Source organism: Streptomyces spirodelae (assembly GCF_017676385.1).
In the GTDB taxonomy this organism is placed as follows: domain Bacteria; phylum Actinomycetota; class Actinomycetes; order Streptomycetales; family Streptomycetaceae; genus Streptomyces; species Streptomyces spirodelae.
In genome coordinates this window covers 61049-80909 of record NZ_JAFFZN010000020.1, presented here as the reverse complement: position 1 = coordinate 80909, position 19861 = coordinate 61049, and the positions used below count along the sequence as shown (strand labels likewise).

The window sequence follows — 19861 nt, the reverse complement described above, 5'->3', positions numbered from 1 at the left end:
GCACGTTACCCGGGGCGGTTGTGGAGCCGCCAGCGAATTGACTGCTCCCGTCAATCGACCGCTGGCGGCGGCCCTTTGATAAACGGCCATCTGGAAAACTGCCGTCGCAGCGGGACGGGACGGGACGGGGAGGGCAGCGGGGTGGCCGAACGTGACAACGGGGAACCGCCGGAGGACCTGACAGCGGCGGAATGGGGGCTGTGGCAGGCGTACCGGAACGGCAGCACCTACGACCTCCGTACGGGGGACGCCTCGCTCGACGACCCGTTCGGCGCTGCCTCCTGGGGCACCGAACGCACCGTACGCGCCCGGATCGTGGCGCAGGTGCTGCTCGACGGACCGCCTCCACTGCCCGGCAGGGCCCCCGCGCTGAAGCTCCGGGGCTGTTACATCACCGGTCAACTCAACCTGTCCAACTCGGAGATCACCGTCCCCGTCGAGCTCCAGGATTGCCGACTGGAGTCACCGTTGCTGCTCGTCGACTGTCGTGCGGGCCTGGTGATCCTGAACCGCTGCTGGGCGCCGCGAGTGGAAGCGACGCGCCTCACCGTCGAGGGCGATCTGCGGCTGACCAGGAGCGAGTTGACCCGTGGCATGGCCCTCGCACAGGCCAACATCGGAACGGACCTCAGCCTGGAGGGCCTCCAGTTGGGCGGCGACCGGCATGAGAAGGCGCTGGACGCCGACGGGCTGAATGTCGGTCAGGACGTGAACGCCGATCTGCTGGAGTCCAGCGGCGAGTTGTCACTGCGGGGTGCCCGGGTGGGCGGCACGGTGTCCCTGCGCGGCTGCCGGCTGAGCCACCCGGGAGGAAGGTCGGTGCTCACGGCGTCCAGGCTCACCGTCGAGGAGAACTTCCTGCTGACACCCTTCGCGGCGCTCCCGGACACCGGCTCCGGCTCCACGACCCGTCTCGCCCGGTTGCGGCCCGCCGTTCTCCAAGGGGACGTGCACCTCGACAGCTCGACCTTCGGGGGAACCGTGGACCTGGAGCGGGCCCGGCTGGAGATGACGGACGAGCAGGAGTTCTCGCTGCGCGGGGTGCAGGCCACGCAGTTGACGTTCACCCCGGAGCCCCCGGAGAGGGGGAGGGTCGTGCTGCAGGACGCCGTCGTGAGCCACCTGAGCGACAAGGCCGAGAGCTGGCCGGGGGCCGGCCGGTTGCAGTTGCGCGGCTTCACCTACGAGACCCTGGTGCCCAGGGGCCCCTTTCCGCTGACCCGCCGGCTGGAGTGGGTGCACGCGGCCACCCCGGAGTTCGCGCCGGAGCCGTACGACCGTCTCGCCGCATGTCTCCAGGCCGGTGGCGAGGAGGCCGACGCGCACACCGTCCTCCTCGCCAAGCTCCGGCGGCGCCGGGGGATGCTTCCGCTGCCGCTGCGCGTATGGGACTACATCCAGGACCTCGCCCTGGGCTACGGCTACCGCCCCGGCCGCGCCGTGCTGTGGCTCACCCTGCTGCTGACGGCAGGCTCGATGTGGTTCGCGAAGAACCCGCCGCCCGCCCTCAAGCCCGACGAGGCACCGCAGTGGGAGCCGTTCATCTATACGCTCGATCTGCTGCTTCCCGTGCTCGACCTCGGGCAGGAGGCGGCCTGGCGGACGACGGGCCTCTCGCAGTGGATAGCCCTCGTCCTGGTCATCCTCGGCTGGCTGCTGGCCACGATCGTGACCGCGGGGGCCGCGGCCGTCATCCTGCGCCGGAACTGAGGGCCGGGCCGGACCGACGGCCGGACTGAGGGCCGGACCGACCGACGGATCAGCCGGTCAGCTTCCAGTCCCGCAGCAGGTGGTCCGTCGAGCAGACCGTGTCCAGGAAGTAGGCGCCCGCCTGCCCGCAGCCCTCGCTCGGCTTGACCGGCGTCCCGTGGCCCATGTCGGACACCAGGTAACGGCGCACGACGACCTGGCCGGTACCGTCCTGGTAGTCGGACCGGGTGGTGCCGCCGGGCAGTTGGTGGGTGGCGTCCGCGGTCTGGTCCGCGCCCAGGACGTCGGTCCACTGCTCGACGGACTCGGTGGCGTTGCGCGGTGCGACGGTGTAGTCGGCCGTGCCGTGCCAGACCGAGACCTTCGGGCGGGGGCCGGTGTATCCAGGGTACGCGGCGCGCACCAGTTCGCCCCACTGCCGAGGGGTCTTGTTGACGCCCGGGTTCATGCAGGTGAAGGCGCCGATCAGGGAGGTCGCACAGCCATGCGGCAGCCCAGCGACGACACCGCCGCCCGCGAAGGTGTCGGGGTAGGCGGCGAGCAGCGCGGAGGTCATCCCGCCGCCGGCCGACAGCCCGGTGACGTACACCCGGGAGGAGTCCGCGTCCAGGTCCTCGACCGTGCGGTCCACCATCTGCCGGACGGACAACGCCTCGCCGCTGCCCCGCCCGGTGTCGGAGGACTGGAACCAGTTGAAGCACCGGTTGGCGTTGTTGGCCGTCTCCTGCTGTGGCGCGACGACGGTGAAACCGTGCTCGTCGGCGGCCCGCTTCCAGCCGGCGCCGTCGAAGTAGGCGGCCGCGTTCTGGGTGCAGCCGTGCAGTACGACGACCACGGGGCGCCCGGCGCCGAGTCCGTCGGGTGTGTAGCGGTACATGGACAGGTTGCCGGGGTTGGAGCCGAAGCCGGTGACCTTTTCGAGGGCGGCGGCGGTAGTGGTGGTGCTGATGCGCTGCTGCCCTTCGGTGTCGGCATCGGCGTCGGCGGCTGCGGACGTGTTCGAGGCGCCCAACGCCGCGAGGGTGAGCGCGGCAAGCAGCGCTGCCGAGGTGCGCACGGAGGTTCGCATGAGGGGTTCCTTCCGTGGTGCTCGTGGGGGATTCGGGCACGGGCGGCCCGATGAGCGGCAACGTAGAGCGCGGGCCACGGCGGTGCGAACGTGTGCGCCCGCCAGCTGCGGGACAGCGCCCCTGTGGGAGAGCCACATAGCCGATGCCGCACCGACCCGGGTGTGCGCCCGGCACATACGGCCTCCGCGAAGTGCGGGCGGGCGCCACATCCGGCCGACCGGCACCCACGCCTAGGCTGCCGCCATGACGCCTCGCCCCGGGTCCACCCCCGCAGAGCCCTCATCCGTCGCCCTGGACCTCACCGGCCGCACAGCCCTGGTCACCGGCGCGGCCGGCGGCATCGGGCGGGCCTGCGCGCTGCGGCTGGCCGCTGCGGGGGCGCGGCTCCGCGCGGTGGACCTGGACCCGGAGGGGCTCAAGTCGCTGGCACAGGAGGTGGCCCGGTCACCCGTGGGCGCGGAGCCCGTGGAGATCCACCCCCTCGATCTGACGGCCCCGGCGGGGCTGGACGCGGCCGAGCGCGCGGCGGACGGTGTCGATGTGCTCGTCAACGCGGCCGGTACCCAGCTCGTGCGCCCGATCGAGAAGTTCCCGCCCGAGGTGTTCCGCCGGATGCTGACCCTCATGCTGGAGGCGCCGTTCCGCACCACGCGGGGCGCGCTGCCCGGGATGTACGCGCGGGGCCGGGGCCGTATCGTCCACATCTCCTCCGTGCACGGGCTGCGGGCCTCCGCGTACAAATCGGCGTACGTGGCGGCCAAGCACGGGCTGGAGGGGCTGTCCAAGACGACGGCGCTGGAGGCAGCCGAGCACGGGGTGACCTGCAACTGCGTCAACCCCGCGTATGTGCGCACCCCACTGGTGGAGCGGCAGATCGCGGACCAGGCGGAGGCGCACGGCATCCCGGCCGAGCGGGTCGTCACCGACATCATGCTGGCGGACTCGGCACTCAAGCGGCTGATCGAGCCGGCGGAGGTGGCCGAGGCGGTCGCCTATCTGTGCACTCCCGCCGCGGCTTTCGTCACCGGTTCCGCTCTGCCTCTCGACGGCGCATGGACAGCTCACTGACCCTGTGGCCATGCACAGCACCACCGACACCAGCCCTGAGCCCCCGGACAGCGGCACCGAGGCCGAGACCGCCTGCCTCGGCTACCTCGAACTGCTGACCAGGGGCGCCCCGGCCGAGGCGTACGACGCTCCGCAGCCGTCCGCGGGAACGGGCCGCTCCGCCGAGCGCGGCAAACAGCTCGCCCTGCGCATCCGCGCCGAACTGGAGGCCAGGCGGCGCCGGGAGGCCGAGCTGACAGCGCTGTTCGAGACGGTGCACGACCTGGCTGGGCTGCGCGACCTGGACGACGTCCTCCAGGCGATCGTGCAGCGGGCCCGCCGCCTGCTGGGCACCGAGGTCGCCTATATGACCCTCAACGACCCCGAGCGCGGCGACACCTATATGCGGGTCACCGAGGGCTCCGTCTCGGCCCGCTTCCAGCAGCTGCGACTGGGCATGGGGGAGGGGCTGGGCGGGCTCGTGGCGCAGACCGCGCGCCCCTACGCGACCCAGGACTACCCCCGCGACGCCCGCTTCCAGCACACCGACACCATCGACCGGGGCGTCGGCGAGGAAGGGCTGATCGCCATCCTCGGGGTGCCGCTGCTGCTCGGCGGGCGCGAGGTCATCGGCGTGCTGTACGCCGCCGACCGGCGCGAGCGCGTCTTCGAACCCGAACAGATCGCTCTGCTGCGTTCGTTCGCCGCCCACGCCGCCGTGGCCCTCGACAACACCCGGCTGCTGACCGAGACCACCCAGGCGCTGGCCGGGCTCCGCGCGGTCAACGAGACTATCCGCCGCGCCTCCGACGTCCACGACCGACTGACCGAACTGGTGCTGCGCGGCGGCGGCGTGGACGAGGTCACCCGGGTGCTGACGGAAGTGCTCGGCCACCGGGTCGAGTTCACCGAGCGGGTCGGGTACGGGGAGCGGGTCGGGTACGGGGAGCGGGTCGGGTACGGGGAACGGGTCGGGTACGGTGCGCCGGCCGGGCCCGGGGAGCGGGCCGGGCGGCCCGAAGCCAATACCAACCCCGGCGCGGAGACGGCGGATGCCGCCCTGGCGTCCGCCGTGGAGCGCTCACGCCGCGACGGACACGCCGTACGCCAGGGCGACGCGTGGGTGGCCGCCGTCACCGCGGGCGGCGAACTGCTGGGCGCGCTGCTGCTGCACGGGCACCCGGAGCTCGACCCGGTGGACCAGCGCACCCTGGAGCGCGCCGCGATGGTGACCTCGCTGCTGCAGCTCGCCCGCCGCTCGGCGGGCGAGGCCGAACAGCGGGTACGCGGCGAACTGCTGGACGATCTGCTGGACGCCGCACACCGCGATCCCCACCTGCTGCACGACCGTGCGGCGCGGGTGGGCGCGGACCTGGACGTACCGCACACCGTGCTGGCCGCCCGCCTCGACGCCTCGCGAGGACCGGCCGAGGCGCCCCCTGACGAGGCCGACCGGCAGCGCCTGTGGTCGGCGGCGACCCACCTGGCAGCAACCCGGCACGGCCTGGCCGCGACCCGCGACGGCGGCCCCGTCCTGCTGCTGCCCCTGGAGAGCACGGCGGACGACGGCGAGGGCGCGGTCTCGTACGCGGCCCGCCAGGTCGCCGCCGAGCTGGGCCGCGCCGTCGGCGGACCCGTCACCGTCGGCGCGTCCGCGCCCGTACCGCCCCCTGCCGCCCACCCCGGGTCCGTCGCAGTGGCCTATCCGGAGGCCCGCCGCTGTCTGGAGGCGCTCACCCTGCTGGGCCGACGCGGCGAGGGCGCGGCAGCCGGAGACCTGGGCTTCCTCGGGCTGCTGCTCACCGACAGCCGGGACGTCACCGGCTTCGTACGCCGCACCCTGGGCCCCGCGCTCGACTACGACGAGCGGCGCGGCACCGAGCTGGTGGCGACGCTGGACGCGTACTTCGCCAGCGGTATGAGCCCCGTACGGGCCAAGGACGCGCTGCACGTCCACGTCAACACCGTCGCCCAGCGGCTCGAGCGGGTGGCCCGGCTGCTGGGCGACGACTGGCAGGCACCGCACCGCGCGCTGGAGATCCAGCTCGCGCTACGGCTCCACCGGCTGACGGGAGCTCTCGGCGGGTGAGGGTGCCGCATCACCCAGGCGGGCTGCGGGCTCGCCCACCGTCGCCAGGTCCCGCTCCCGCGTCTCGCTCGCACAGGCCAGCGCCACCACGGTGAGCAGCGCTGCCGCGATCACATACACCGACACCATCGCCGACCCGTCGTACTCCGCCAGCAGCGCCGTGGCGATCATCGGCGCGGGCGCACCGGCCGCGACCGACGAGAACTGCGCCCCGATCGAGGCTCCCGAGTACCGCATACGGGTGGCGAACAGCTCCGAGAAGAACGCCGCCTGCGGCGCGTACATCGCCCCGTGCAGCACCAGTCCGACCGTCACCGCCAGCGTGATCAGCCCGAAGTCCCCGGAGTCCAGCAGCGCGAAGAACGGGAAGATCCACGCGCCGACGCCCACGGCCCCGATCAGGTAGACGGGACGCCGCCCCAGCCGGTCGGAGAGGGCGCCCCAGGCCGGGATGACAGTGAAGTGCACCGCCGAGGCGATCAGCACCGCGTTCAGCCCGGTCTGCTTGGACAGGTCCAGGTGGTCGGTGAGGTAGACCAGCAGGAACGCCGTCAGCACGTAGAAACTGATGTTCTCCGCCATCCGGGCACCCATCGCCACCAGCACGTCACGCCAGTGGTGCCGCAGCACGGCGAGCAGCGGCAGCTCCTCCGCAGCGCTGCCCCGGCCCTTGCGTGCCTCGGCGCGGGCGCGGGCCTCCTTGAAGACCGGCGACTCGTCCACGGCCAGCCGCACCCACAGGCCGACCACCACCAGCAGCCCGGAGAGCAGGAACGGCACCCGCCAGCCCCAGCTCTCGAACGCGCCGTCCGACAGCAGCGCAGTCAGCGCCGCCAGCACGCCTGTTGCCAGCAGCTGGCCAGCGGGCGCCCCGGTCTGCGGCCAGGAGGCCCAGAAGCCACGCCGCCGCGGGTCCCCGTGCTCGGAGACCAGCAGCACCGCGCCGCCCCACTCGCCGCCCAGCGCGAACCCCTGCACCAGCCGCAGTGTCGTCAGCAGGACGGGAGCGAAGGCGCCCACCGTCGCGTGGGTGGGCAGCAGCCCGATGGCGAACGTGGCGCCGCCCATCATCAGCAAGCTGATGACCAGCAGCTTCTTCCGGCCGACGCGGTCGCCGTAGTGGCCGAAGACCAGCGCGCCGACCGGGCGGGCCGCGAAGCCGACCGCGTAGGTGAGGAAGGCCAGCAGCGTGCCGACCAGGGGATCGGAGTCGGGGAAGAACAGCTTGTTGAAGACGAGCGCGGCCGCCGAGCCGTAGAGGAAGAAGTCGTACCACTCGATGGTGGTACCGACCAGGCTGGCGGCGACGATACGGCGCAGCGAACCGGCACCTGCAGCGGGCGCGCCCGGCGGCGAGCTGGGCGCCCCGCGGGGCGGCTCTGGGGACGAAGAAGCGGAGACCATGCCGCCGAACGCTAGGGAAACCCGCTCCGGCCCCCCATGTGGTGGCACCCCACACTTCGCCGCCCGACTGTGCGGCCGAACCCCACCTCCGCCCCGGGACCCGGCCCGGGGCCTGCGTCCGCCGAGGGGCGGCTAGGCTCTCAGGTATGGCCGACGCACCGTACAAGCTGATCCTGCTCCGCCATGGCGAGAGCGAGTGGAACGCCAAGAACCTGTTCACCGGCTGGGTGGACGTCAACCTCACCGAGAAGGGCGAGAAGGAGGCGGTCCGCGGCGGCGAGCTGCTCAAGGACGCCGGCCTGCTCCCCGACGTACTGCACACCTCCGTGCAGAAGCGCGCCATCCGCACCGCGCAGCTCGCACTGGAGTCCGCGGACCGCCTGTGGATTCCCGTACGCCGCTCCTGGCGGCTGAACGAGCGCCACTACGGGGCGCTGCAGGGCAAGGACAAGGCACAGATCCGTGACGAGTTCGGCGAGGAGCAGTTCATGCTCTGGCGCCGCTCCTACGACACCCCGCCGCCGGTCCTGGAGGACGGCGCCGAGTTCTCGCAGAGCGACGACCCCCGCTACGCGGGCGTCCCCAGCGAGCTGCGACCCCGCACCGAGTGCCTCAAGGACGTCGTCGAGCGGATGCTGCCGTACTGGTTCGACGGCATCATCCCCGACCTGATTGCGGGCCACACCGTCCTGGTCGCCGCGCACGGCAACTCGCTGCGCGCCCTGGTCAAGCACCTGGACGGGATCTCCGACGAGGACATCGCCGGTCTGAACATCCCCACCGGCATCCCGCTCTCCTACGACCTGGACGCCGACTTCCACCCGGTGAAGAAGGGCGGCACCTACCTCGACCCGGACGCGGCCAACGCCGCCATCGAGGCCGTCAAGAACCAGGGCAAGAAGTAACACGAGAGCACGCTGTGAGCCCCCTACCTGCGGCTTTCCCGCGAGTAGGGGGCTTCGCTCTGTCTGTGGGCCGGCTGTGGGCCGTCCCCGGGCCGCCCCGGACCGTCCCCGGATGCGATCACCGCGCGCCGGCCGGACGATGGGGGAACGCACGGCCGACGAGAAGCAGGGAGTGTTCCGATGGCTGGACTCGTGCACAAGAGCTTCGCCTCACCCGATGAAGTCCGGCCCTTCGAAGGGGGCACCGGGCAGATGGAGGTCATCAATCTGGGCGGGGAACTGGGCAGGGCCACCTTCCAGCCCGGCTGGCAGTGGTCCAAGCACGTCAAGCCGATGGCCCAGACCGAGAGCTGCCAGGCGGCACACACCGGTTACATCGTCTCCGGCCGAATGAAGATCGTCATGGACGACGGCGAGGAGGACGAGATCGGCCCCGGCGACATCGTCGAAGTCCAGCCGGGCCACGACGCCTGGGTGGTCGGCCCGGAACCCTGCGTCATGATCGACTGGGGAAGTCACGAGGGCTACGCCAAGCGCTGAGGCCCGCGCCGGGGCCCTCCTGTCCGCGGCTGGTCAGGCAGGCTCGACGAAGGACGCCAGGACGTCGGCGATCTCGTGGATCTCGAGGCGGCTCTGGGCGACGTCCAGGACAAAGGCTTCCGCCTTGTCCTCGTCCAGCGGTTCCCTGAGCGGGAGACCATTCAGGTCGAGGAAGACCATGGCTGCAGCCCACCCCGTGCGCTTGTTGCCGTCGACCAGACTGTGGTTGCCGGCGATGGAGTGGAGGAGTGCGGCGGCCTTCTCGTACACGCCGGGGTAGGCGTCCTCACCGAAGGCGCTGGAGCGGGGGCGCTGAACGGCGGAGGCCAACAGGCCCCACTCCCGGATGCCGGGTCGGCTACCGAGGGTGATCTCGGCGATGGAGAGGACATCCTCCTCGTCGAGATACGTGCATGATGCGCTCCGACTCACTTGGTGGCGAGGCGTTCGTTGAGGCCGGCCGAGATCCGAGCCGTACGCAGAGCAGCGGCCCGCACCTTCCTCCGGCGCAGCTCGCTGAGAACGGTGTCATGCGCGAGGGCCTTCACGCTGACACCCTCGCGGTTCGCGGCCTCGCGCACCTCGGCCATTTCCTCGTCGCTGAACACCACGTTCAAAGCAGGCATGAGAGCTTCCTCCTCACCGGCGCCTTGGTACCTGATCTGGTACCAGCGTATCAGGCCACCGGCACGGCGGTGGCGGGCGGCCGAGACTCCGGGAGGCGCTGCCCGTGGCGCCGCATACGCTCGGAGCATGACCACTCATCCCACCTCCGCGCTGGCCCGGCGGCTGCTTCCAGGGGAGCTGACCGCCGGTCTGCCCCCGCGCGGGGGCCGGGTGCAGCGCAGCGCGCGGGACTGGGTCGTGGACGTCCTGCTGTTCGTCTTCGCGGTGCTGTGCTGGGCGGCGCTGTTCCAGCAGGCCGAGGCGAAGCCGTATCTGCCCGGCTGGCTGGTGGCCCTCGATCCGCCGCTGGGCGCCCTCGCCTGTCTGTCGCTGTGGCTGCGGCGGCGCTGGCCGCTGGGCGTGGCGCTGGCGGCGGTACCGGCGGCGGCGCTGACGGACACCGTCATCGGCGCGCTCGCCGTCATCATCTTCAACCTGGCGCTGCGCATCCCGCCGCGTACGGCAGCGCTGGTGCTGCTGCTGCACCTGGCGGCCACGCTGCCGTACGTGCTCTTCTACGGGGTCCCGCACGACGAGCGCTGGACGATCGCCGCCTTCGTACTGGTCTTCTACCTGCTCTTCTTCACCTGGGGCAGCGCGACCCGGGCCCGGCGGCAGCTGGTGCTCAAGCTGCGGGAGGACGCGGTGCGCGCCCAGGCGGACCACGAGCGGCGGCTGGCCGATGTCCGCAGGGCGGAGCGGCGGGCGATCGCGCGCGAGATGCACGACGTGCTGGCGCACCGGGTCTCGCTGCTGTCCGTGCACGCGGGCGCGCTCGCCTACCGCACCCAGCGCACGGCGGCGGGCGAGGGCGCGGCGCTGGACGACTCGGAGATCGCCGAGAGCGCCACCGTCATCCGCGACAACGCGCACCAGGCGCTGGAGGAGCTGCGCGATGTGCTGCATGTATTGCGCGAGGACGAGGAGGAGGAAGCGGCGCCCCTCGGCGGTACCGGGGTGCCGGGAGAGCCGGACGGCGCACGGCCGCAGCCGGATCTGACGCGGTTGGGTGAGCTGGTCGACGAGGCGCGCGCCGCTGGCCAGACCGTCCGCTTCGACCAGGAGCTGCCCGAGCCCACCGACGGCGAGGGCGGCTATCCGCTCCGCCCCCAGCTGCAGCGCACCGCCTACCGTGCGGTCCAGGAGGGGCTCACCAACGCGCGCAAGCACGCGCCTGGGCAGCCGGTGGAGGTGCGGGTCACGGGCGCCGTGGGCGAGGAGCTGACGGTACGGGTCAGCAATCCGCTGCCGACCGGGCACCGGACGGCAGCTGAGACGGGCACGCCCATCCCGGGCGCCGGTGCGGGGCTGACGGGGCTGCGGGAGCGGCTGGAGATCGAGGGCGGCACCCTGGCCTACGGCCCGGAGGACGGCAGGTTCACGCTGCTCGTGCGACTGCCCTGGCCTCTCCCGTGACTCCGGGAAGCGTGATTCCGGGAAGCGTGATCCCGGGAAGCGGGATTCCGGGAAGAGGGTGCTCTTGAACGACTGCCCCGCCCATGAGGCGGGGCCCTGACCCGTCGAACCGGTCAGGGCCCCGCGGGGGCTCAGCCGCAGGAGCCCCCGCAACTGCAGGGGCCGCCCGACTGGCAGCCGCATCCGCAGCCGGGGCCGCATCCGCAGGCTCCGACCAAGGGCAGGTGCCGGGCTTCCTGTGGTGCGGCCGGCTGCTGCTCGGCCGTGGTACGGGGCGTTTCGCGGGGGTCAGCCATCGTGCCCTCCTCGGCAGGGACAGTCATGGACAGGCATGACACAGCCCCATTGCATGCCCGACGGGCGCGGGCGCATCAAGGGCGCGTGGTGGCACGCCCCGGCGTCAGCCCTCGCCGGAGCCGGAACCGGAGCCGGAGCCGGCCTGCCCACCGGAGGCGGCCTCACCCTGCGAGGACTCCGTCGCGGCGGCCAGGGCGGGGTCGATCTCGTCCGCGTAGTCGCCGGTCACCAGGTAGACGACGCGGCGGGCCACCGAAACGGCGTGGTCGGCGAACCGCTCGTAGTAGCGGCCCAGCAGGGTGACGTCCACGGCGGTCTCGATGCCGTGCTTCCAGCGGTCGTCCATCAGGTGCTGGAAGAGGGTGCGGTGCAGCAGGTCCATGGCGTCGTCGTCCTGCTCCAGCTGCATCGCCAGGTCGACGTCCTTGGTGACGATGACCTCGGCCGCCTTCGCCATCAGCCGCTGTGCGAGCTGCCCCATTTCCAGGAGCGTCGCCTGGAGGTCCTGGGGGACGGCCGACTCGGGGAAGCGCAGCCTGGCGACCTTCGCCACGTGCTGCGCCAGGTCACCCGAGCGCTCCAGGTCGGCGCTCATCCTCAGCGAGGTGACGACGATCCGCAGATCGGTGGCGACGGGCTGTTGCCGGGCGAGCAGCTGTATCGCCCTGGTCTCCAGATCGCGCTGGAGGTCGTCGACCTTCTCGTCCGCGGCGATGACGCTCTCGGCGAGCTTCAGGTCCGCGTCCAGCATCGCCGTGGTGGCGCGCCCGATCGCGGAGCCGACGAGCCTGGCCATCTCGACCAGGCTGTCCCCGATCGAGTCCAGCTCCTCGTGGTACGCGTCCCGCATGGCTGTCCTTCCCTCGCACGAATGTTCCCCGGGGTGCTTGCCCCCGGCCGTTCTCACGGAGCCGCTCGGGCCCCTACGCTCTCAACGATGCGCCCGAAATGCGACCGGTTCGGCCCCCCTCGGTGAACCGAAGGCACCTTGAGGGTTAACACTGGGCGACAGCTCTTTCGACCGCCCCCTCCAGGACTGGGGCACTGTCGTACGAGGCGCATAACCTGGCTGTATGGACGTTAATGCGGCGGTCGCCGCGGCAGCCGCGATCGCCGGTGTGTGCACCGGCGTGATCGCGATGCTGGCGTTCCGGTGGAGCGAGCGGGAGCAGGCCCGCCCCACCCGCACCTCACTGCACACCGAGCCGGGGCTGCCCCCGGGCGTCGACACCGTCCTGTCGGTGCTCCGCTCCTCAGCCGTGGTGCTGGACGAGAGTGATGCCGTCGTCAAGGCCAGCTCCGCCGCCTACGCGCTGGGCCTGGTGCGCGGCGGCAAGCTCGCGGTGGAGCCTATGCTCCAGATGGCGAGGGACACCAGACGTGACGGGGAGATACGGCAGGTCGAGCTGGACCTGCCCCGGCGCGGCACGGGACGGGGTGATGCCCTCGCGGTCTCCGCGCGGGTGGCTCCGCTCGGCTCCCGGCTGGTGCTCCTGCTGGTGGAGGACCTGACGGAGGCCCGCAGGATCGAGGCGGTGCGGCGGGACTTCGTCGCCAACGTCAGCCATGAGCTCAAGACCCCGGTCGGCGCGCTCTCCCTGCTCTCGGAAGCCGTCCTGGACGCCTCCGACGACCCGGAGGCCGTGGAGCGCTTCGCCGGCCGCATGCAGAACGAGGCCACCCGGCTGACCAACCTCGTCCAGGAGCTGATCGACCTCTCCCGGGTGCAGAACGACGACCCGCTGGAGGACTCGGAGTCCGTCCAGGTGGACGAGCTGGTGACCGAAGCCATAGAGCGCAGCCGGCAGAGCGCCGACAACAAGCAGATCACCCTCCTGGCCGGCGGCACCGAGGGGCTGCACGTCTGGGGCAACCGGGGCCAGCTCGCCGCGGCACTGGGCAACCTCGTCGAGAACGCCGTCAACTACTCACCGGCCCGTACCCGCGTCAAGGTCGCGGGCCGCCTCACCCAGTCCCCGGGCGGCGACCTGATAGAGATCGCCGTCACCGACCAGGGCATCGGCATCTCCGACCGCGACAAGGAGCGCATCTTCGAGCGCTTCTACCGTGTCGATCCGGCCAGGTCCCGGGCCACCGGAGGCACCGGGCTCGGCCTGTCCATCGTCAAGCACGTGGCCGCCTCGCACGGCGGGGAGGTCACCGTATGGAGCGCCGAGGGACAGGGCTCCACCTTCACCCTGCGGCTGCCCGAGGCGGGCAGCGCGCGGGAGCAGGCCGCGCTGGACAAGGCCGACCGGCTCGGCCGGAACGGCCTGTCGGGCGCACTGCAGGAACCGGCCGCCTTCGATGAGGAGGAGCGGCCGTATGTCGATCAGGCTGATGAACAACTTTCCGCCCCGGAGGTCCTCCCGTGACCCGAGTGCTCGTCGTCGAGGACGAGGAATCGTTCAGCGACGCACTGTCGTACATGCTCCGTAAGGAAGGCTTCGAGGTCGCCGTCGCGGCCACGGGTCCCGACGGGCTCGACGAGTTCGAACGCAACGGCGCCGATCTGGTGCTGCTCGATCTGATGCTGCCGGGACTGCCCGGCACGGAGGTGTGCCGCCAGCTGCGTGGCCGCTCCAACGTCCCCGTGATCATGGTGACGGCCAAGGACAGCGAGATCGACAAGGTCGTCGGCCTGGAGATAGGCGCGGACGACTATGTCACCAAGCCCTTCTCCTCCCGGGAGCTGGTCGCCCGCGTCCGCGCGGTGCTGCGCCGCCGCGGCGAGCCGGAGGAGGTCGTGCCCGCCGCGCTGGAGGCCGGCCCGGTCCGGATGGACGTGGACCGGCACGTGGTCACCGTCGACGGCGGCAAGGTGGATCTCCCGCTCAAGGAGTTCGACCTGCTGGAGATGCTGCTGCGGAACGCGGGGCGCGTGCTGACCCGTATGCAACTGATCGACCGCGTCTGGGGCGCGGACTACGTGGGCGACACCAAGACGCTCGACGTCCACGTCAAGCGCCTGCGCGCCAAGATCGAGCCCGACCCTGGTGCCCCGCGCTATCTGGTGACGGTCCGGGGCCTGGGCTACAAGTTCGAGCCGTAAACCGCCCCCGAAGGAGCGGCGCCCCGTCAGGGGCGCGGGGAACCGCGGGCTCAGCCTCCGGCCGGGAGGTACCCCCAGCGACCCAAGACAGCTCGCACCCGGCACTCCGCTCCGCATCAAGACGAACGGCGAGAGGCCGCATCCCGCACGGGGCGCGGCCTCTCGCCGTAGGGGCCTCAGTGCCCGGCGTGCTCCTCCTGGGTGCCCGGCCGGCCGGACTCGGACGCCGAGGACGAGTCGGAGGGCGAACCGGAGTCGGACGGCGACCCGGAGGGCGAGGCAGAGCTGGAGGCACCCGGCTCAGGAGCCCGGTGGGACGGCGAAGGCGACGAGCTGGGGCCGACCGTCTTGAACGCGCCGTCCGCCGGCACCACGGTCGCGCGCAGCTTGATGGCGCCGGTCCTGCTGAGGTCGAAGGTGAGCGGCTGCGCGTTGCCGTCCTTGATGCCCGCCTTCTCCGCGTGGGTGAACAGCGCGGAGGGGTTGCCCTTGCCGCCCAGCTCCAGCGAGCCGCCGGCCGGTACGACGAGCTTCTTCTCGCCCTTGGCGGGGCTCAGTTCGGCGCGGGCGCCCTTGACGTGGACGCCCTTGAGGATCTGGTCCTTCGCGCCGTCGTTGAAGATCCGCACCGCGACGGCGGCCTCGCCCGAGCCCGTGGTGTCGGTGACGAGGTTGGCGTTCTGGACCTTGATGACCCCGACCTGCGTCGCCGCGTTGTCGGGCCTGACCTCCAGCGTCTGCGCGTCGTTTCCGGCGCCGCAGGCGGTCAGCGAGACGGCGGCGAGCGCGAGGGTGGTGGCGGCGAGGGTGCCGCGACGAAGGCTGCTGCTCACGGCGGCGGCAACTCCTAGGCGAGCTATGGCGGCGGCACGCTCCTCGAGCGCGTGCCGGTCGCGTACGGATGGGCTTTCGCGTGCGCGCTCAGGTTACCGACAGCGTGTGGAGGCCCTGCACCCGACCCTCCGGCCCCGGCCGCCATGGCCGTGCTCGCGCAAAGCGCAGGTCGCCCCGCGAAGCGCAGGTCACCCCGGCGAGGCGCAGGGCATCTGCTCCGACGGCCGCCCGTACGCTGTCGAATAGCGACGGCCGGAGTGCGGCTGCCCTCCGTACGGGCGATTCCGCGGGAATGCGAGAGGTTCATGAAGAATTGATCAACAGGCCCTTACAGGTGCATTGATCAATTCTTCGGAAAGCCGGAAGGGGTGGCGAAGATGTCACTCCCCTACAGTCGGACAAATCGGTCATACTGGACGTGTCGCGAGCCTCTTCCGTGGGCTCTCCCGGTGTGTTTCCGCGGGTGTGCAGAACCGCTCTCACCTGCGAATACCCGCTTGCATTGGGTGGTCGATGCACGATAGAGGGCTGCTTGTCAAGCCCCGAGATATGCCCTGACCTGCGAAAACGCCATTCAGAAGACGTCGTTCCCGTGTTACCCTGGATAGCCACGGAAGGGGTACCTGACACATGACGTTCAAGGTTGGCGACACCGTGGTCTATCCCCATCACGGGGCCGCGCTGATCGAGGCTATCGAAACTCGCCAGATCAAAGGCGTGGACAAGACCTACTTGGTTCTGAAGGTCGCGCAGGGCGATTTGACCGTTCGCGTGCCCGCGGACAATGCGGAGTTCGTAGGCGTGCGCGACGTCGTTGGTTCGGACGGGCTGGACAGGGTCTTCGAGGTGCTCCGCGCGCCGTACGCAGAAGAGCCGACCAACTGGTCCCGCCGCTACAAGGCAAACCTCGAGAAGCTGGCGTCCGGCGACGTCATCAAGGTGGCCGAGGTTGTGCGTGACCTGTGGCGCCGTGAGCGTGAGCGCGGCCTGTCCGCCGGTGAGAAGCGGATGCTGGCCAAAGCCCGTCAGATCCTGGTGAGCGAACTGGCTCTGGCGGAGAACACCAACGAGGACAAGGCCGAAGCGCTGCTCGACGAGGTTCTCGCCTCCTGACGCTCGATCGACACTCGATATCTGCCCCATGATGCCGCGGTGCCCGGATGACAGCAGTCGTCACCGGGCGCTGCGGCATTCTCGGCGCCAGCCGACGTAGCCCCCTAGCGGGAGCGCCCGGCCGTGCGCGCATGCCCACAGGGCCAGGGCAGCCGACTCGACCGATGGTCACGGAAGGGCTCGATCGAGTGGTTGCGCCCGGCACTCCCCCCAACCTATGGCCGGGGGTACCCCCAGGCCATACCCACCCCGGCTGAGGACACAAACCCTGAACGCGCTACCGATGTCAATCGATTCCACAGACTTCGCTCCATCCGGGGACCGACGGGCCTCGGACGAAACCGGCCCGGGCACCGCCGTCGTCATCCCGGCGGCGGGCAAGGGTGTACGGCTCGGTCCGGGAGCGCCCAAGGCGCTGCGCGAGCTGGGCGGTACGCCGATGCTCGTGCACGCCGTACGGGCCACCGCGCGGGCGCGCGCCGTCGAGCTCGTCGTCGTGGTCGCTCCGCCCGACGGCGCGCCCGCCGTCCGCACGCTGCTGGACGAGCACGGGCTGCCCGAGGTCGTCGTCGTCCCTGGCGGTCAGACGCGCCAGGACTCCGTACGCCTGGGGCTGGCGGCGCTCCCCGACACCGTCGAGACGGTGCTGGTGCACGACGCGGCGCGGCCGCTCGTCCCGGACGAGACGGTGGACGCGGTGGCGCGCGCTGTCCGCGAGGGCGCTCCCGCTGTGGTGCCCGCGCTGCCGGTCACCGACACCGTCAAACAGGTGGAGACGCGCACCGACGGCGGGCCCGAGCCGGTCACCGGTACCCCCGACCGTGCCCGGCTGCGTGCCGTGCAGACCCCCCAGGGCTTCGCCCGCAAGGTGCTCGCGGAGGCGCACACCCGACTGGCGCCGCAGGGCGAGGGCGCCACGGACGACGCGGGCATGGTCGAGCGGCTCGGTGTCGACGTGGTCGTCGTCCCCGGCCACGAGGAGGCGTTCAAGGTGACCCGCCCGCTCGACCTCGTACTCGCGGAGGCGGTCCTGGCCAGGAGGAGGGCGCACGATGCCTTCTGAGAGCGCGGCCCTGCCCCTGGTCGGCATCGGTACCGATGTGCACGCGTTCGAGGAGGGGCGCGAGCTGTGGTGCGGCGGACTGCTGTGGGAGGGCGAACGGTACGGACTGGCCGGGCACTCCGACGGTGACGTGGCGGCACACGCGGCCTGCGACGCGCTGTTCTCCGCCGCCGGACTCGGGGACCTCGGCGCCCACTTCGGCACGAGTCGCCCGGAGTGGTCCGGCGCCTCGGGCGTCGCGCTGCTGACCGAGGCGGCCCGCATCGTGCGCGAGGCCGGGTACGGGATCGGCAATGTCGCCGTCCAGGTCATCGGCGTCCGGCCCAAGATCGGCAAGCGGCGGGCCGAGGCGATGAAGGCGCTGTCCGACGCCGTCGGCGCCCCCGTCTCGCTCTCGGGCACCACCACCGACGGCCTGGGTCTGACCGGCCGCGGCGAGGGCCTGGCAGCCGTGGCGACCGCACTGGTGCTTCCCGCTCGCTGACGTACGGGCTCGCTTCCGCGCGGACTCGCTCACGTGCCGGCTCGCTCACGAGCGTGCCCGCGCGGACGCCGACCCGCTCGGACGCCGACCCGCTCACGTACGCAGCCGACAGCGGCGCCGGTACTTCGGTACGGGTGCCGACGGTGCGGGACGCATGGCGCGGCCGGTGTGTGGGATACCGTCCGGGGCAGGCGAGACCCGACGTACGGCATCGGGACGAGACGAGAGGAGCCGCTTCCGTGGCAGACCAGGTGCTCTCCGACCAACTCAAGAAGGTCCTCGACGGCAAGGTGTTCGTCGCCGTCGCCACCATCCAGCCCGACGGCAGTCCACAGGTGTCGCCGGTCTGGGTGAAGCGCGACGGCGAGGACCTGCTCATCTCCACCACCGTGGACCGCCGCAAGACGAAGAACATGCGGCGCGACCCCCGGGTGACCGTCATGGTGCAGCCGGCCGACGAGCCCTACACCTACGCCGAGCTGCGCGGCACCGCCTCCCTGACCACCGAGGGCGGGCAGGAACTGATCGACGAGCTGGCGCAGAAGTACACCGGAAAGAGCTACGCCGAGTTCAACCCGGCCGCGGGCCAGGACGCCGAGCGGGTGGTCGTCCGGGTCAAGGTCGACAAGGTCGTCGGCCGCCTCTGAACCGGCCAGGGGCCCGGCGTACGGTCCGGGCCCCGCTTCGCGGCTTCGCGGGGCCCCTTCCGCCGGAAACCCTCCGGCCAGGGCGTGGCGGGGCGCGGCGGGCTACTACCCTTGGCCCCGTGACTCTTCGCCTGTACGACACCAGCGCCCGGCAGATCCGTGATTTCAGCCCGCTCGAACCCGGCTGCGTCTCGATCTACCTGTGCGGCGCCACCGTGCAGGCACCCCCGCACATCGGGCACATCCGCTCCGGCCTGAACTTCGACATCATGCGCCGCTGGTTCACCTACCGGGGCTACGACGTGACGTTCGTCCGCAACGTCACCGACATCGACGACAAGATCATCACCAAGTCGGCCGAGCAGGGCCGCCCCTGGTGGGCGATCGGCTACGAGAACGAGCGCGCCTTCAACGCCGCCTATGACGCGCTCGGTTGCCTGCCGCCGACCTACGAACCGCGCGCCACGGGACACATCCCCGAGATGGTCGAGATGATGCGGGTGCTGATCGACCGCGGTCACGCCTACGCGGCGGACGGCAACGTCTACTTCGACGTCCGCTCCTTCGGTGACTACCTCTCCCTCTCCAACCAGGAGCTCGACAACCTCCTCCAGCCCGCGGGCGAGGGCGAGACCGGCAAACGGGACCCGCGCGACTTCGCGATGTGGAAGGCCGCCAAGCCCGGCGAGCCGTCCTGGGAGACCCCGTTCGGTCCCGGCCGTCCCGGCTGGCACCTGGAGTGCTCCGCGATGGCGCACAAGTATCTCGGCCGCGTCTTCGACATCCACGGCGGCGGCGTCGACCTCGTCTTCCCGCACCACGAGAACGAGATCGCTCAGTCCCGCGCCTTCGGCGACGGCTTCGCCCGCTACTGGGCCCACAACGCCTGGGTCACCATGAGCGGCGAGAAGATGAGCAAGTCGCTGGGCAACTCGGTGCTCGTCAGCGAGATGGTCAAGCAGTGGCGCCCGCTGGTCCTGCGCTACTACCTGGGCAACCCGCACTACCGCTCCACCATCGAGTACAGCACCGAGTCGCTGCGCGAGGCGGAGTCCGCGTTCGGCCGGATCGAGGGCTTCCTGCAGCGCGGCGTCGAGCTCGTGGGGCAGACGGCGCCCGCCGAGCGGGTACCGGAAGCATTCGCGGAAGCCATGGACGACGACTTCGGGGTGCCGCAGGCGCTGGCCGTCGTGCATACGACGGTGCGGCAGGGCAACGCCGCGCTGGGCGAGGGCGACAAGACCGCCGTCGCGGCCGCGGTCGCCGAGGTCCGCGCGATGCTCGGCGTACTGGGGATGGACCCCCTGGACGCCCCCTGGACCGCCGCGGCGACGGCTGCCGCGGCGGACCTGCACTCGGTGGTGGACTCGCTGGTCGGTCTGGTACTGGAGCAGCGGCAGGCGGCGCGGGCGCGCAAGGACTACGCGACGGCCGACGCGATCCGCGACGAGCTGGGGCGCGCGGGCCTCACCATCGAGGACACCCCCAGCGGCCCCCGCTGGGAGCTCGGCGGGGAGTGAGCGC

The 19861-nt window shown here is 71.5% G+C and carries 19 protein-coding genes; 13 read left to right on the top strand and 6 right to left on the bottom strand.

From position 1 onward, the window contains the following. Positions 1–141 precede the first annotated feature (141 nt). Complete coding sequence (locus tag JW592_RS21130; RefSeq protein WP_209266754.1) at positions 142–1710, top strand: oxidoreductase; 1569 nt, start codon at positions 142–144, stop codon at positions 1708–1710. 49 nt (positions 1711–1759) lie between these two features. Here the strand turns inward: JW592_RS21130 and JW592_RS21125 are convergent, their stop codons facing one another. After that, positions 1760–2779, bottom strand: a complete 1020-nt coding sequence (locus JW592_RS21125; RefSeq protein WP_209266753.1) for an extracellular catalytic domain type 1 short-chain-length polyhydroxyalkanoate depolymerase — start codon at positions 2777–2779, stop codon at positions 1760–1762. A 244-nt stretch (positions 2780–3023) separates the two neighbouring features. Between JW592_RS21125 and JW592_RS21120 the strand changes: the two genes are divergently transcribed. Next, positions 3024–3848 (top strand): 3-hydroxybutyrate dehydrogenase, encoded by an 825-nt coding sequence (locus JW592_RS21120; protein ID WP_209266752.1) that lies wholly within the window; start codon positions 3024–3026, stop codon positions 3846–3848. A gap of 10 nt (positions 3849–3858) precedes the next feature. Then, the gene (locus JW592_RS21115) at positions 3859–5916 is read left to right on the top strand and encodes a helix-turn-helix domain-containing protein (RefSeq protein ID WP_209266751.1); all 2058 of its coding nucleotides are present in this window, start codon (positions 3859–3861) and stop codon (positions 5914–5916) included. Here the strand turns inward: JW592_RS21115 and JW592_RS21110 are convergent. Next, a complete protein-coding gene (locus tag JW592_RS21110) occupies positions 5878–7320 on the bottom strand; it encodes an MFS transporter (RefSeq protein WP_209266750.1) in 1443 nt (480 codons plus the stop codon). The two genes, JW592_RS21115 and JW592_RS21110, sit on opposite strands and share 39 nt — an antisense overlap. 146 nt (positions 7321–7466) lie before the next feature. Here JW592_RS21110 and JW592_RS21105 point away from each other — a divergent pair, with 146 nt between their 5' ends. Both JW592_RS21105 and JW592_RS21100 read left to right on the top strand, forming a co-directional pair. Continuing rightward, positions 7467–8225 (top strand): phosphoglyceromutase, encoded by a 759-nt coding sequence (locus tag JW592_RS21105; protein ID WP_209266749.1) that lies wholly within the window; start codon positions 7467–7469, stop codon positions 8223–8225. Between the two features lie 180 nt (positions 8226–8405). Further along, a complete protein-coding gene (locus JW592_RS21100) occupies positions 8406–8765 on the top strand; it encodes a cupin domain-containing protein (RefSeq protein WP_209266748.1) in 360 nt (119 codons plus the stop codon). Between the two features lie 33 nt (positions 8766–8798). Here the strand turns inward: JW592_RS21100 and JW592_RS21095 are convergent, their stop codons facing one another. Together JW592_RS21095 and JW592_RS21090 are read right to left on the bottom strand one after the other, a co-directional pair. Continuing rightward, a complete protein-coding gene (locus JW592_RS21095; protein WP_209266747.1) occupies positions 8799–9197 on the bottom strand; it encodes a type II toxin-antitoxin system death-on-curing family toxin in 399 nt (132 codons plus the stop codon). Continuing rightward, complete coding sequence (locus tag JW592_RS21090) at positions 9194–9391, bottom strand: hypothetical protein (protein ID WP_209266746.1); 198 nt, start codon at positions 9389–9391, stop codon at positions 9194–9196. Before JW592_RS21090 ends, JW592_RS21095 begins: the two co-directional genes overlap by 4 nt. Before the next feature lie 127 nt (positions 9392–9518). Between JW592_RS21090 and JW592_RS21085 the strand changes: the two genes are divergently transcribed. Continuing rightward, positions 9519–10847: a sensor histidine kinase gene (locus JW592_RS21085; protein WP_209266745.1), complete on the top strand. Its 1329-nt coding sequence runs from the start codon at positions 9519–9521 to the stop codon at positions 10845–10847. A 400-nt stretch (positions 10848–11247) separates the two neighbouring features. On the opposite strand, the gene phoU is transcribed toward JW592_RS21085, so the two are convergent. Further along, positions 11248–11994, bottom strand: coding sequence for a phosphate signaling complex protein PhoU (phoU, locus tag JW592_RS21080; protein ID WP_209266744.1), 747 nt, complete (start codon positions 11992–11994; stop codon positions 11248–11250). 223 nt (positions 11995–12217) lie between these two features. Between phoU and phoR the strand changes: the two genes are divergently transcribed. Beyond that, complete coding sequence (gene phoR / locus JW592_RS21075; RefSeq protein ID WP_209266743.1) at positions 12218–13519, top strand: two-component system sensor histidine kinase PhoR; 1302 nt, start codon at positions 12218–12220, stop codon at positions 13517–13519. Between the two features lie 5 nt (positions 13520–13524). After that, positions 13525–14196, top strand: a complete 672-nt coding sequence (gene phoP, locus JW592_RS21070) for a two-component system response regulator PhoP (protein ID WP_504739936.1) — start codon at positions 13525–13527, stop codon at positions 14194–14196. 176 nt (positions 14197–14372) lie between these two features. On the opposite strand, the gene JW592_RS21065 is transcribed toward phoP, so the two are convergent. After that, a complete protein-coding gene (locus JW592_RS21065; RefSeq protein WP_209266741.1) occupies positions 14373–15029 on the bottom strand; it encodes a copper chaperone PCu(A)C domain-containing protein in 657 nt (218 codons plus the stop codon). A 631-nt stretch (positions 15030–15660) separates the two neighbouring features. Between JW592_RS21065 and JW592_RS21060 the strand changes: the two genes are divergently transcribed. The 5 genes from JW592_RS21060 (at position 15661) to cysS (ending at position 19857) form a co-directional block, all read left to right on the top strand. After that, a complete protein-coding gene (locus tag JW592_RS21060) occupies positions 15661–16143 on the top strand; it encodes a CarD family transcriptional regulator (RefSeq protein WP_016472332.1) in 483 nt (160 codons plus the stop codon). A 283-nt stretch (positions 16144–16426) separates the two neighbouring features. Beyond that, positions 16427–17206, top strand: a complete 780-nt coding sequence (ispD, locus tag JW592_RS21055) for a 2-C-methyl-D-erythritol 4-phosphate cytidylyltransferase (RefSeq protein WP_209266740.1) — start codon at positions 16427–16429, stop codon at positions 17204–17206. Continuing rightward, positions 17196–17690 carry a 2-C-methyl-D-erythritol 2,4-cyclodiphosphate synthase gene (ispF, locus tag JW592_RS21050; protein WP_209266739.1) on the top strand — a complete coding sequence of 165 codons (495 nt, stop codon included), beginning with the start codon at positions 17196–17198 and terminating at the stop codon, positions 17688–17690. The genes ispD and ispF overlap by 11 nt, the downstream gene beginning before the upstream one ends. A 239-nt stretch (positions 17691–17929) precedes the next feature. Beyond that, positions 17930–18337, top strand: a complete 408-nt coding sequence (locus JW592_RS21045) for a PPOX class F420-dependent oxidoreductase (protein ID WP_209266738.1) — start codon at positions 17930–17932, stop codon at positions 18335–18337. A gap of 119 nt (positions 18338–18456) precedes the next feature. Next, on the top strand, positions 18457–19857 hold the full coding sequence (cysS, locus tag JW592_RS21040) for a cysteine--tRNA ligase (protein WP_209266737.1): 1401 nt from the start codon (positions 18457–18459) through the stop codon (positions 19855–19857). Positions 19858–19861 lie beyond the last annotated feature (4 nt).

Coding starts and splice junctions, on each gene's coding strand:
- JW592_RS21125 (WP_209266753.1), bottom strand. CDS start 2,779: ATGCGAACCTCCGTGCGCACCTCGGCAGCGCTGCTTGCCGCGCTCACC.
- JW592_RS21120 (WP_209266752.1), top strand. CDS start 3,024: ATGACGCCTCGCCCCGGGTCCACCCCCGCAGAGCCCTCATCCGTCGCC.
- JW592_RS21115 (WP_209266751.1), top strand. CDS start 3,859: ATGCACAGCACCACCGACACCAGCCCTGAGCCCCCGGACAGCGGCACC.
- JW592_RS21110 (WP_209266750.1), bottom strand. CDS start 7,320: ATGGTCTCCGCTTCTTCGTCCCCAGAGCCGCCCCGCGGGGCGCCCAGC.
- JW592_RS21105 (WP_209266749.1), top strand. CDS start 7,467: ATGGCCGACGCACCGTACAAGCTGATCCTGCTCCGCCATGGCGAGAGC.
- JW592_RS21100 (WP_209266748.1), top strand. CDS start 8,406: ATGGCTGGACTCGTGCACAAGAGCTTCGCCTCACCCGATGAAGTCCGG.
- JW592_RS21090 (WP_209266746.1), bottom strand. CDS start 9,391: ATGCCTGCTTTGAACGTGGTGTTCAGCGACGAGGAAATGGCCGAGGTG.
- JW592_RS21085 (WP_209266745.1), top strand. CDS start 9,519: ATGACCACTCATCCCACCTCCGCGCTGGCCCGGCGGCTGCTTCCAGGG.
- phoU (WP_209266744.1), bottom strand. CDS start 11,994: ATGCGGGACGCGTACCACGAGGAGCTGGACTCGATCGGGGACAGCCTG.
- phoR (WP_209266743.1), top strand. CDS start 12,218: ATGGACGTTAATGCGGCGGTCGCCGCGGCAGCCGCGATCGCCGGTGTG.
- JW592_RS21060 (WP_016472332.1), top strand. CDS start 15,661: ATGACGTTCAAGGTTGGCGACACCGTGGTCTATCCCCATCACGGGGCC.
- ispD (WP_209266740.1), top strand. CDS start 16,427: ATGTCAATCGATTCCACAGACTTCGCTCCATCCGGGGACCGACGGGCC.
- ispF (WP_209266739.1), top strand. CDS start 17,196: ATGCCTTCTGAGAGCGCGGCCCTGCCCCTGGTCGGCATCGGTACCGAT.